We start from the raw sequence: 12189 nt of genomic DNA, 5'->3' as shown, positions 1-12189 counted from the left end.
CAACGTCCTCGCGTGTTCGAATCCCACGCCCTCCGCCCCCGAACAAAATTCTCATCCACAAGTCCTGATGCTCGGACAGGCCTGAGCCGGTGAGGTCAGAGCAGTAGGCCTACACATGACGAGTTGTCCGATCTTGGTCCGGGAGTGTCCGCGGGCGTCCACCAAGGACGCTCCGCCCCTGGTCAGAAGAGCGTCCGAACCCCGGAGGATCAGAGCCGGACATACACGGAACGAACGGCGGCTGAGACCACCACTGAGACCGCTCGCCACTGGTCACAGCCTCTACAGGTTTCTCCACCTCGGTACCCGGCTTCCACCCCGCCCCGTTGGCCGGACTCAGAGCACATACGCATCAGCACCCTGAGGTTTTCCCAACCTCAAACTGAGGTTGGGAAAACCTCACTACCTGGACTGCCTCCTCCGGGACCTTCCGTCCCGGTATCAGGCTGTCCAGCTCATTCGAAGATCAGGAGTGGGGTCGGCTCGCCGCCGGGGACAAGTGGCAGGAACACGGGCTCGTCTTCTCCTCGGCCGTGGGCAAGCCGCTGGCCCCGGCCAACGTCCGCCGTGCCTTCCGCCAGGAACTCAAGGGCGTCGACGGGATCAACGCCGACGAGTGGACGCCCCGGGAGTTCCGGCACAGCTTCGTGTCCCTGCTGTCCGACCGTGGCGTCCCGCCGGAAGTGATCTCCCGACTCGTCGGGCACTCCGGGACGGCCGTGGCCGAGGAGGTCGACCGGAAGCAGACCCGGCCCGTGATCCAGACCGGCGCCGTCGTCATGGACGGCATCTTCGGGGCGCAGGAGCGGTGGCTGTGGACACGCGGGAAACGTTGGTCACGCAGATAGAAACACACGCAGAAACAGGTGAGGCGCCTACGGATATCCGTAGGCGCCTCACCTGCTGTTTCGGCTGTCGGGGTGGCGGGATTTGAACCCACGACCTCTTCGTCCCGAACGAAGCGCGCTGCCAAGCTGCGCCACACCCCGATTGTCGCTGCTCTCGCGGCGACGACGTTTACTTTAGCCCACTGGTGGCTGGAGGCGAAATCCGGTTTCGGTGCCGCGAGGGCTGACGGCACCGAACGGTGCGGTCGGCCCCCGCGGGACGCGCGTGCTCCGCTACTCCCGGCTCACCAGGGTCATCAGCGTCGCCTCCGGGGGGCAGGCGAAGCGGACCGGGGTGTAGCGGTTGGTGCCGCAGCCCGCGGAGACGTGGAGGTAGGACGTGTGGCCCTCGGACGTGTGCGTGGACAGGCCCTTCACCCGGTCGGTGTCCAGGTCGCAGTTGGTGACCAGGGCGCCGTAGAAGGGGATGCAGAGCTGGCCGCCGTGGGTGTGACCGGCGAGCACCAGGGGGTAGCCGTCGGACGTGAAGGAGTCCAGGACGCGCAGGTAGGGGGCGTGGACGACGCCCATCGAGAAGTCCGCCGCGTTCGACGGGCCGCCCGCCACCTCCGTGTAGCGGTCCCGCTTGATGTGCGGGTCGTCCAGGCCGGTCAGCTCGACCGTAACGCCCTCGATCTTCAGGGTGCCCCTGGTGTTCGTGAGGTTCAGCCAGCCCGCGCCGTCGAAGCCGTCCCGCAGGTCCTCCCACGGGTTGTGGATCACGCCGACGGCCGGGGCGTTGCCGTTCAGGCCGTGCCGGCCCGTGGCCTTCTCGATCAGGTAGCGGGCGGGGTTGCGCAGCTTGGGGCCGTAGTAGTCGTTGGAGCCGAAGACGTACGCGCCCGGGAACTCCATCAGCGGGCCCAGCGCGTCCAGGACCTCCGGTACGCCCTCGGGGTCGGAGAGGTTGTCGCCCGTGTTGATCACGAAGTCGGGGCGCAGTCCCGCCAGCGAGCGCAGCCAGCGCTGCTTCTTGCGCTGGCCGCTCACCAGGTGGATGTCGGAGACCTGCAGCACACGCAGGGGGCGCATCCCGGCGGGCAGGACGGGGATCGTCACCCGTCGCAGCCGGAAGGAGCGGGCCTCGAAGCCCGCCGCGTACACCAGCCCGGCGGCGCCGGCCGCCGTGATTCCCAGGGGGATTCCGTATCGCGCGCGCATGCGCCCATCGTGTCAGATCCGGGGCAGGGTGTGTCCCGTGGTCCCTTCTCCCCGGTGATGCGGCGGGGCTTGAGGGTTCGTCCGAACGTCCCCTGGAGCGGCGAAGGTTAAATGTGCAAGCGTCTTTGCGCCTGTTCCTGCGACAATCAAGACATGACCACGCTCAAGTCGAAGCTGCAGGACGACCTCAACGCTGCGATCAGGGAGCGCGACGAGCTCAGCTCCTCGACGCTCCGGCTGACGCTCACCGCGATCACCAAGGAGGAGGTTGCGGGGAAGGAGAAGCGTCAGCTCTCCGACGACGAGGTGCTCAAGGTGATCACCCGCGAGGCGAAGAAGCGCCGTGAGGCGGCGGACGCCTTCGCGCAGGGTGGGCGTCCCGAGCAGGCCGAGCGGGAGAAGGCGGAGGGCGAGTTGCTGGCCCGGTACCTGCCTCAGCAGATGTCCGACGAGGAGCTGAACGCGATCGTCGCCCAGGCCGTCGAGGAGGCGAAGGCGGCAGGCGCCGAGGGCCCGCGGGCCATGGGGGCGGTCATGAAGATCGTCAACCCCAAGGTGGCCGGGCAGGCCGAGGGCGGCCGGGTGGCCGCCGCAGTGAAGAAGCTGCTCGCCGGCTGATCCGCAGGTCCGGGCAGATGGCCCGGTCAACCGGTCCGGTCGGTCGGATACGGCGGACGAGAGCGGAGGGCCCCTCGATCCCGACACGGGATCGAGGGGCCCTCCGCTCTCGTCGGACCAGGGGCGCAGGCCGTCAGCGCCGTCCTCCGGGGCCGTTGCCCGGGCCCTGGATGAAGCCCTCGGGGAGGGAGAAGGTCGGGTCCGGTTCGGCTCCGCCGTTGCCGTTCTGGTCACCGTTGCCGCCGGTCAGGCCGCCGATGAAACCGCCGTTGCCGTTGTTTCCGCCGTTGTTGCCACGGTTGTCGTCGCCACGGTCGTCGCCGTCCTCGTCGTCACGGTCACGGTCCTTGTCGCGCTTTTCGGGCTCCGGGATGTCGACGAGGTTGAAGGACGGGGAGTCCTTGCCCGAGAGGGCGCCGGTCATCGCGTCCCGCCAGATGGGCCCCGGCACCGAGCCGCCGTAGACCTTGGCGTGGTAGGCGCCGCCGACGTTGATGTCGACCATCTTGACCTGCTGGGTGGCGCTGCCGACCCAGACCGCTCCCGACAGGTTCGGGGTGTAGCCGACGAACCAGGCGTTCTTGCGCTCGTCCGTCGTTCCCGTCTTGCCGGCGTTGGCGCGGTCCGTGAGACCGGACGCCCGGCCCGTACCGGAGTCGACCACACCCTGCAGCAGGGTGTTCACCGTGTCCGCGGTCTGCTCGCTCATCGCCCGCGAGCACGTCGACTTCGGTACCTCCAGCGACTTCTGCTGGTCGCCGACCTTCTGGGTGATCGACTCGATGGCCACCGGCGTGCAGTACATGCCCCGGGAGGCGAAGGCGGCGTACGCGGAGGCCATCGTCAGCGGGGCGACGCCCCTGGAACCGAGGGAGACGGCGGGGACCTCCGGAAGCTTCTCGCCGTTGCCCTCCACGACGTGCAGGGCGTCCGTCATCTTCACCAACGGGCACAGACCGATGTCGGCGACCATCTGCACGAAGTAGGTGTTGACCGAGAGGGCCATCGCCTCCTTCAAGCGGTACGGTCCGACCTCCGACTTGTCCTCGTTGGGGACGGTGGCGCCTTCCTGGTTCATCCAGGGCTTGCCGCTGCACGTCTGGACGGGGTCGGGGTAGGGCATCTCGTACGGCGACGAGTACTCCTGGATGGGCGGTCGCCCCTCCTCGAGCGCGGCCGCCGCGACGAAGGGCTTGAACGTCGAACCGGTCGGGAAGCCGTAGTTGGAGCCGCCCATGCTGTGGTTGACCGAATAGTTGATCTCGGTCTCGTTCTTGCCGTAGCCGTAGGGCTTCGACTGGCCCATGCCGAGTATCTTGCCGGTGCCGGGCTCCACCAGGGTGATCGCCGCGGCGACCGAGTCGCCCTTGTTGACGTGGCCCTTGAGCGAGGCGTGGACCGACTGCTGTGCCTGCGGGTCGAGGGTGGTCCGGATCGTCAGACCGCCCTGGTTCCAGATCTTGGCCCGGTCCTCCTTCTCCTTCCCGAAAACCGGGTCGTTCAGGAACACCTCACGTACGTAGTCACAGAAGAAGGCCGCATCGGCGACCGCCGTGATGCAGCCGTTGTTCGGCTTGCTGACCTTCAGTCCCAGCGGTGCCTTCGACGCCTTGGCGGCTTCCTCCTCGGAGACGTCGCCGACCTGGGCCATCCGCGCCAGGACGACATTGCGCCGCTTGATGGCCTCCGTCTCGTCGTTGACCGGGTTGTACCGGCTCGGCGACTGGACGAGGCCGGCGAGGAGGGCGGACTCCTGGAGGTTGAGGTCCTTGGCGGACTTGGAGAAGTAGCGCTGGGCGGCGGCCTCGACACCGTAGGCCTGCTGGCCGAAGAACGTGATGTTCAGGTAGTTCTCGAGGATCTTCTTCTTGCCCAGCTCCTCCTCGACCTGGATCGCGAACTTCAGCTCGCGGATCTTGCGGCCGATCGTCTGCTGGGTGGCCTGCGCGACCTTCGTCGGGTCGTCGCCGGCCTCCTCCACGAAGACGTTCTTCACGTACTGCTGAGTCAGCGTGGACGCGCCCTCGGAGACACCGCCGCTCTGCGCGTTGCGGTTGACCGCGCGCAGCACGCCCTTCAGGTCGACCGCACCGTGCTCGTAGAAGCGGGAGTCCTCGATCGCGACGATCGCCTTCTGGAGGTACGGCGAGATGTCCTTGAGGTCGACCACCGTGCGGTCGCGCGAGTAGACGGTGGCGATCTGACCGCCCTTCGCGTCCAGGATGGTGGTGCGCTGGCTCAGCGGGGGCGTCTTGAGGTTGGCGGGGAGCTCGTCGAAACTCTCCACCGAACCCTTGGCGGCCAGGCCCAACGCACCCACGGCGGGCAGTGCGATACCGGCCAGGACGGCACCCGCGAGGACACTGACACCGAGGAACTTGGCGGCCTGCTGCGTTGGCGACAGACCACCGCCTGAGCGCTTCTTTGGCATGGGAGCAGCCTACGTTCTCGTTTGCCGGACAGGCGTACAGGCCTTGGCCTAAGCTGCTCACAACTGTCACAGCAGTGAGGCCACGTATCAATACGTCCGGCGACCCCGAATCGTTCCGGATCTTCTCGACTTTCTTTGTCGGGGTGTGGTGGGTGCGTGTCCGGATCCGCCTTGTGTGTCACTCGGTATCCGTTGTGACGCAATGGGACTGCCCCGAAACGCCGGGATTGTCGCGCATGTCGTCAGGTCACTCCCCCGGGTGATCTGCCGCTTACCCATAGTCCGTTCGGGCCATTCAAGATTGGGCCCGCTGGGGGTGTTGCGCTGTGCCCACCTTCCGTAACGTCCTCAACTGGCGGCGGTGAATATGCCGCTGCCGCCGTGGGGGAGCCTCGATTCGGGAGAGGACGGCGCCGGTATGGGCTGGGTTACCGACTGGAGTGCGCAGGCTGCCTGCCGCACTACTGATCCGGATGAACTGTTCGTTCAAGGAGCAGCGCAGAACAGGGCCAAGGCGGTGTGCACCGGATGCCCGGTGCGTACGGAGTGCCTGGCCGACGCGCTCGACAACCGCGTCGAGTTCGGCGTGTGGGGAGGCATGACGGAACGTGAACGCCGCGCACTGCTGCGCCGGCGGCCCACCGTGACGTCCTGGCGCCGGCTGCTGGAGACCGCGCGCACGGAGTACGAGCGGGGGACGGGCGTCGTGCCCCTCGACGACGACGAGGTGTACGCGAACTACGCGGCGGTGAGCTGAGGTCTCTCGGGGGGTCCTCGGCGGGGCGTCTCGGGCTGTGTCGGGGCTGCCTGTTCGTCCGTCAGGCCGTGTCGGTGTGCGGCAGGTCGGTGCGTGTCAGGCGGTTGCCTCGGGTGAGGCGGGTGCCTCCGGTGTCTCGGGCAGCTCCGGCCTGTTGGTCGCGAGCCGGTCGCCGATCTGCCGCAGGCCCGCGAGGTCGTGCACGTCACCGGGCAGCGCGGCCACTTCCGTCACCGCCACCTCGGGATGGAGCGCGGTGAAGCGGTCGCGTGTGCGCTGCTCGCGTGAGAGCAGCCGCATCCGCTCGGCGTGCAGTCTCAGCAGGCCCGCGGTGAGTTGGTCGACGGACCGCTCCGCGTCCACCCCGTCCGTGTCCGTGTTGGTGTCGGTGGTGCTGGTGTCCGTGTCGTCAGTGGTGGCGGGGGAGCCTCCGGCAGGGACGTCTGAACTGGCGTGTGTGTCGGGGGAGTTACGAACTCCAGCTTTCCCGTCCTCCTGATCCACAATGCGGGAGTCCTCAAGATTTTCCGCGGCGGCGAGTGCCCGCTCGGCCGACAGCCGGTCGGCGCCGCTGCCATGGACCCGGTTGAGCACCAGACCGGCCAGCGGCATGTCCTCCGCGGCCAGCCGTTCCACGAAGTACGCGGCCTCGCGCAGCGCGTCCCGCTCCGGGGCCGCGACGACCAGGAACGCCGTCCCGGGCGCCTGGAGCAGTTTGAACGTGGCGTCCGCGCGCGTGCGGAACCCGCCGAACATGGAGTCCATCGCCGCCACGAACGTCTGTACGTCCCGCAGCAGTTGTCCCCCGAGTACCTTCCCCAGGACGCCGGTCATCATGGACATCCCGACGTTCAGGAACTTCATCCCCGCACGGCCGCCGACCTTCGCCGGGGTCAGCAGGACGCGGATGAGCTTGCCGTCGAGGAAGGACCCGAGCCGCTTGGGCGCGTCCAGGAAGTCCAGCGCGGAGCGGGAGGGCGGTGTGTCGACGACGATGAGGTCCCACTCGTCGCGGGCCCGCAACTGACCCAGCTTCTCCATCGCCATGTACTCCTGCGTGCCCGCGAAGCCCGCCGAGAGGGACTGGTAGAAGGGGTTGCCGAGGATCGCGGAGGCGCGCTCCGGGTCCGAGTGCGCCTCGACGATCTCGTCGAAGGTGCGCTTCATGTCGAGCATCATGGCGTGCAGTTCGCCGCCGGCGGAGTCGTCGATGCCCTTCACCCGGCGGGGGACGTTGTCGAGCGAGTCGATGCCCATGGACTGGGCGAGCCGGCGGGCGGGGTCGATGGTGAGGACGACCACCTTGCGTCCCCGTTCGGCCGCGCGCAGTCCCAGGGCCGCGGCGGTGGTCGTCTTGCCGACCCCGCCCGAGCCGCAGCACACCACGATCCGGGTGGTCCGGTCCTCGATCAGCGGGTCGATGTCGAGCGTGCGCACGGGGGAGAGGTGGTGGCGGGCCGGGTGGGCCGGATCGTGCGCGCGCGGGTGCGCCGGTTCCGGATGACGACTCATGACATCCCCTGCTTCCGATACTTCCGACTCGTGACGGACGTGAAGGGCCTGATGGGGGTGGCGGGCACGCCGGGCACGGGTACGGACACGGGCAGGTTTCCGCCGGTCATGACACACCCTGTGCGCGGAGTTCCTCGGCCAGTTCGTACAGGCCCGCCAGGTCCATGCCCTCCGCGAGCAGCGGCAGCTCGTGCAGGGGCAGGCCCACCTCGGCCAGCGCGGCGCGCTGTTCGGCCTCCAGCGTGTACCGCTCGGCGTACTCCTTCGCCTGCGCGAGCAACGGGTCCACCAGCTGCTCGGCGTGCCCGCCGCGCCGCGCGCCGCCGAGACCGGCGGACGACAACGCCCGCGCGACAGAGGAACGCCCGACCGTCCCCATGAGTTCCAGGTCGATCGCGTCCAGCACCTCGGGCCGCACCATGTTCACGATGATCCGCCCCACCGGCAGCCGGGCCCCCCGCAGCTCGGCGATGCCGTCCACGGTCTCCTGGACCGGCATCTCCTCCAGCAGGGTGACCAGGTGCACCGCCGTCTCCGGCGATTTCAGCACCCGCATCACGGCCTGGGCCTGATTGTGTATCGGGCCGATCTTCGCGAGCCCGGCGACCTCGTCGTTGACGTTGAGGAAACGGGTGATGCGCCCGGTCGGTGGGGCGTCCATCACGACGTAGTCGTAGACGAACCGCCCGTTCCTGTCCTTGCGCCGCACCGCCTCGCACGCCTTGCCGGTCAGCAGGACGTCCCGCACGCCGGGCGCGATGGTGGTCGCGAAGTCGATCGCGCCGAGCTTCTTCAGCGCCCGCCCGGCGCTGCCCAGCTTGTAGAACATCTGGAGGTAGTCCAGAAGGGCCCGTTCGGCGTCTATGGCGAGGGCGTGCACCTCCCCGCCCCCGGGAGCGACGGCGATCTTCCGCTCCTCGTACGGCAGCGCCTCCGTCTCGAAGACCTGCGCGATGCCCTGGCGGCCCTCGACCTCGACGAGAAGCGTCCGCTTCCCCTCCGTGGCCAGGGCCAGCGCGAGGGCCGCGGCCACCGTGGTCTTGCCGGTTCCGCCCTTGCCACTGACCACCTGAAGCCTGCTCACGCCTTTGAGCCTAATTCCTCCCCGTGCGCCCCGGCGGCTCCGGGGGCGAGTTGCCGGGCTTCCCGTGCTCCTGGGTACCCGGGCTTCCCGGGTTTCCCGGGCTTTCAAGGCTTCCCGTGCTTCCCGTGCGGGGGACGGCAGCGGCTAGAGTCGCCGCATGACGAAATGGGAGTACTCCACGGTTCCGCTGCTGGTCCACGCCACGAAGCAGATTCTGGACACCTGGGGCGAGGACGGCTGGGAGCTCGTGCAGGTCGTGCCGGGCCCGAACAACCCCGAGCAGCTGGTCGCCTACCTGAAGCGGGAGAAGCAGGCGTGAGCGCGGTCGAGGCCAGACTAGCCGAACTCGGTCTGAGCCTGCCGGAGGTCGTTCCGCCGCTGGCCGCGTACCGTCCGGCCGTGCTGTCGGGGCGGTACGTCTACACCGCCGGCCAGCTTCCCATGGTGGACGGCGAGCTTCCGCTGACCGGAAAGGTCGGTGCCGAGGTCACGGCCGAGGAGGCGAAGGAGCTGGCGCGCACCTGTGCGCTGAACGCCCTCGCCGCCGTGAAGTCCGTCGCCGGTGATCTGGACCGCGTCGCGCACGTGGTGAAGGTCGTCGGGTTCGTGGCCTCGGCCACGGACTTCACGGGCCAGCCGGGCGTCCTCAACGGTGCGAGCGAGCTGCTGGTCGAGGTCCTCGGCGACAAGGGCGTCCACGCCCGCAGCGCGGTGGGCGTCGCGGTACTGCCCCTCGACGCACCGGTGGAGGTCGAGATCCAGGTGGAGCTGACGGACGCCGGCTGACGGACGCGCGCTGACAGGCACGCGCTGACAGGCACGCGCTGACGGACACGGACAGGCAGAAGCGGCCGGTGTCCGACGGAGGCGGAGGCGGGCCGGTGCTCGGCGGAGGGCCGTGTGGCCCGTGCCGACCGCCGGGTCCGCCACCTCTCCTCGCCGCGTCCCCCTGCCGCTTCCCGGCGTCGCGCGTCCCCTTGTGCCCGCCTTCTCCCGCTGGGCACTCGAACATCCGCCCGTCCCGAGATAGCCTCCGGCCATGGTGAATGCGCAGGCTGGTGGGCAGTGGTACCCACCCGAGTGGCCGGTCCGCATCCGCGCGCTCGCGGAGGGCACCCTCACCCCGGTCCCGCCCAAGCGGGCGGCCACCGTGATGCTCCTGCGGGACGCCGGTGACGGCTGCGTCGTCCACATGCTGCGCCGAAGCGCCTCCATGGCCTTCGCCGGAGGCGCCTACGCCTACCCCGGCGGTGGCGTCGACCCGCGGGACGACGACCACCACGTCCGCTGGGCGGGCCCCACACACGCGTGGTGGGCGGACCGGCTCGGCGTCGACGAGACCGACGCCCAGGCGATCGTCTGCGCCGCCGTACGCGAGACGTACGAGGAAGCCGGTGTGCTGCTCGCCGGTCCGACGCCCGACTCCGTGGTCGGTGACACGACGGGCGCGGACTGGGAGGCGGACCGCGCGGCACTCGTCGCGCGAGAGACGTCCTTCGCGGAGTTCCTCGACCGTCGAGGGCTGGTCCTGCGCTCGGACCTGCTCGGCGCGTGGACCCGGTGGATCACCCCGGAGTTCGAGCCCCGCCGCTACGACACCTGGTTCTTCGTCGCCGCGCTCCCCGAGGGGCAGCGCACCCGCAACGCCTCCACGGAGGCCGACCGCACGGTGTGGATCGCCCCGCGCGAGGCGGCCGCCGCGTACGACCGGGGCGAGCTGCTGATGATGCCGCCGACGATCGCGACCCTGCGCCAGCTGACGGCGTACCCGGCGGCCGCGCAGGCGCTCGACGCGGCATCCGCGCGGGATCTCACGCCGGTACTGGCCACCGCGCGCCTGGACGACGAGAAGATCGTGCTGTCCTGGCCGGGGCACGACGAGTTCACCCAGCACATCCCGACCGGTGGAGCACCCGCATGACGGACGCGGCAGCCCTTCCCGGCCAACCTCGCGGTGGGGTCCTCTCCGGACCCGCCACCGCGCGCGCGGTCAACGTCCTGGCCCCGAACGCCTCGGCCATGACCCTGGACGGCACCAACACCTGGATCCTCTCGGAACCCGACTCCGCGCGGGCGATCGTCGTCGACCCCGGCCCGCTGGACGAGGGGCATCTGCGGAACGTCGTCGACACGGCCGAGCGGGCCGGCAAGCGTGTCGCCCTCACCCTGCTGACGCACGGTCACCCCGACCACGCCGAGGGCGCCACCCGCTTCGCCGAGCTGACCGGCACGAAGGTACGGGCGCTGGACCCGGAGCTGCGGCTGGGGGACGAGGGCCTGTCCGGCGGGGACGTCGTCGACGTGGGCGGTCTGGAACTGCGGGTCGTCCCCACCCCCGGCCACACCGCAGACTCCCTGTCCTTCCACCTGCCGGCCGACGGAGCCGTCCTCACCGGCGACACCGTCCTGGGACGCGGTACGACCGTCGTGTCCCATCCCGACGGCCGCCTCGGCGACTACCTGGACACCCTGCGCCGCCTGCGCTCGCTCACGGTCGACGACGGCGTCCACACGGTCCTGCCCGGTCACGGTCCCGTACTGGAGGACGCTCAGGGCGCGGTCGAGTACTACCTGGCGCACCGGGCCCACCGCCTCGCCCAGGTGGAGACGGCCGTCGAGAACGGCCGTCTCACCCCGTCCGAGGTCGTCGCCCACGTCTACGCCGACGTGGACCGCTCCCTGTGGCCGGCCGCGGAACTGTCGGTCCGCGCGCAGCTGGAATACCTGCGAGAGCACGGGCTCATCTAGCGGGTGTACGGGTTCGTCCAGCGGCGGCACGGCTCGTCCGGCGGCGGCACGGCTCGTCCGGCGGCGGCACGGCTCGTCCGGCGGCGGCACGGGCTCACCCGAAGGCCCCGGGGCCCGGCAGGCGCTGAGGCCTGCGGGGCACCGGGGCCTTCGGCACGCGTGCCGGGAATCCCGTCAGCGGGAGCGCTTCGCGAGGCGCTCGACGTCCAGGAGGATCACCGCGCGGGCCTCCAGACGGAGCCAGCCGCGCTGTGCGAAGTCCGCCAGGGCCTTGTTGACCGTCTCGCGGGACGCGCCGACCAGCTGGGCCAGCTCCTCCTGCGTGAGGTCGTGGACGACGTGGATGCCCTCCTCGGACTGCACCCCGAAGCGGCGGGAGAGGTCCAGCAGGGCGCGGGCGACCCGGCCCGGGACGTCGGAGAAGACCAGGTCCGACATGGCGTCGTTGGTCTTGCGCAGCCGGCGCGCGACGGCCCGCAGCAGCGCAGTGGCCACCTCGGGGCGGGCGTTCAGCCAGGGCTGGAGGTCGTTGTGGCCCAGGGCGAGCAGCTTGACCTCGGTCAGCGCCGTGGCGGTCGCGGTGCGCGGGCCCGGGTCGAAGAGCGACAGCTCACCGATGAGCTCGCCGGGACCGACGACGGCCAGCATGTTCTCGCGGCCGTCGGGGGAGGTCCGGTGGAGCTTGACCTTGCCCTCGGTGACCACGTAGAGCCGGTCTCCGGGGTCGCCCTCGTGGAACAGGGAGTCACCCCGTGCGAGGGTCACCTCGCTCAGCGAGGCGCGAAGCTCCGCGGCCTGCTCGTCATCGAGCGCCGCGAAGAGCGGGTTCCGCCGCAGAACGTCGTCCACGTGTTCTCTCCTTGTCGACCTGCTCAGGGGATCTTGTTCCCCGCGTACCAGGGGACCGAGGTGCCCATTTTGCCGGACAGTCCAAACAGTGTGATCTGTCACAAGGATGCCGCACAGGCGTGCCCGGGTAAGCGGCAGGGGT

At 69.8% G+C, this 12189-nt stretch carries 11 protein-coding genes, 1 tRNA gene and 1 pseudogene; 7 read left to right on the top strand and 6 right to left on the bottom strand.

The annotated features are described in order from the left end of the window. Window positions 1-446: 446 nt before the first annotated feature. Window positions 447-848: pseudogene (locus AC6F7H_RS11785) on the top strand (tyrosine-type recombinase/integrase); the annotation flags it as partial. Window positions 849-915: 67 nt separating this feature from the next. On the opposite strand, the gene AC6F7H_RS11780 reads toward AC6F7H_RS11785, so the two are convergent. After that, window positions 916-989, bottom strand: a tRNA-Pro gene (locus tag AC6F7H_RS11780). Between the two features lie 132 nt (window positions 990-1121). After that, window positions 1122-2048, bottom strand: coding sequence for a metallophosphoesterase (locus AC6F7H_RS11775; RefSeq protein WP_500756926.1), 927 nt, complete (start codon window positions 2046-2048; stop codon window positions 1122-1124). A gap of 153 nt (window positions 2049-2201) precedes the next feature. Between AC6F7H_RS11775 and AC6F7H_RS11770 the strand changes: the two genes are divergently transcribed. After that, window positions 2202-2666 carry a GatB/YqeY domain-containing protein gene (locus tag AC6F7H_RS11770; RefSeq protein ID WP_109377217.1) on the top strand — a complete coding sequence of 155 codons (465 nt, stop codon included), beginning with the start codon at window positions 2202-2204 and terminating at the stop codon, window positions 2664-2666. Window positions 2667-2799: 133 nt separating this feature from the next. On the opposite strand, the gene AC6F7H_RS11765 is transcribed toward AC6F7H_RS11770, so the two are convergent. Continuing rightward, on the bottom strand, window positions 2800-5097 hold the full coding sequence (locus tag AC6F7H_RS11765) for a transglycosylase domain-containing protein (RefSeq protein WP_500756925.1): 2298 nt from the start codon (window positions 5095-5097) through the stop codon (window positions 2800-2802). 418 nt (window positions 5098-5515) lie between these two features. On the opposite strand from AC6F7H_RS11765, the gene wblA reads away from it, so the two are divergent. Next, window positions 5516-5854: a transcriptional regulator WblA gene (wblA, locus tag AC6F7H_RS11760; protein WP_181383401.1), complete on the top strand. Its 339-nt coding sequence runs from the start codon at window positions 5516-5518 to the stop codon at window positions 5852-5854. A 96-nt stretch (window positions 5855-5950) separates the two neighbouring features. On the opposite strand, the gene bagB is transcribed toward wblA, so the two are convergent. Continuing rightward, window positions 5951-7366 (bottom strand): ATPase BagB, encoded by a 1416-nt coding sequence (bagB, locus tag AC6F7H_RS11755; protein ID WP_500756924.1) that lies wholly within the window; start codon window positions 7364-7366, stop codon window positions 5951-5953. 106 nt (window positions 7367-7472) lie between these two features. Further along, window positions 7473-8450, bottom strand: coding sequence for an ATPase BagA (gene bagA / locus AC6F7H_RS11750; protein ID WP_500756923.1), 978 nt, complete (start codon window positions 8448-8450; stop codon window positions 7473-7475). Window positions 8451-8607: 157 nt separating this feature from the next. Here bagA and sp36 point away from each other — a divergent pair, with 157 nt between their 5' ends. From sp36 to AC6F7H_RS11730, 4 genes are all read left to right on the top strand, one after another. After that, a complete protein-coding gene (gene sp36, locus AC6F7H_RS11745) occupies window positions 8608-8769 on the top strand; it encodes a Sp36 family protein (RefSeq protein ID WP_019355547.1) in 162 nt (53 codons plus the stop codon). Then, window positions 8766-9236 carry a RidA family protein gene (locus AC6F7H_RS11740; RefSeq protein WP_500756922.1) on the top strand — a complete coding sequence of 157 codons (471 nt, stop codon included), beginning with the start codon at window positions 8766-8768 and terminating at the stop codon, window positions 9234-9236. Before sp36 ends, AC6F7H_RS11740 begins: the two co-directional genes overlap by 4 nt. A 253-nt stretch (window positions 9237-9489) precedes the next feature. Continuing rightward, entirely contained in the window at window positions 9490-10371 is an 882-nt protein-coding gene (locus tag AC6F7H_RS11735) for an NUDIX hydrolase (RefSeq protein WP_500756921.1), read from the top strand. Further along, window positions 10368-11198 carry an MBL fold metallo-hydrolase gene (locus AC6F7H_RS11730; RefSeq protein ID WP_500756920.1) on the top strand — a complete coding sequence of 277 codons (831 nt, stop codon included), beginning with the start codon at window positions 10368-10370 and terminating at the stop codon, window positions 11196-11198. The genes AC6F7H_RS11735 and AC6F7H_RS11730 overlap by 4 nt, the downstream gene beginning before the upstream one ends. Before the next feature lie 174 nt (window positions 11199-11372). Here AC6F7H_RS11730 and AC6F7H_RS11725 read toward each other — a convergent pair whose 3' ends face one another. Beyond that, window positions 11373-12047, bottom strand: a complete 675-nt coding sequence (locus tag AC6F7H_RS11725; protein ID WP_500756919.1) for a Crp/Fnr family transcriptional regulator — start codon at window positions 12045-12047, stop codon at window positions 11373-11375. Window positions 12048-12189: the final 142 nt, after the last annotated feature.

It is taken from the genome of Streptomyces sp. MMS24-W38, assembly GCF_059889265.1.
Note: the sequence above shows the minus strand (reverse complement) of the source record. Positions and strands in the feature narration are given on the sequence as shown.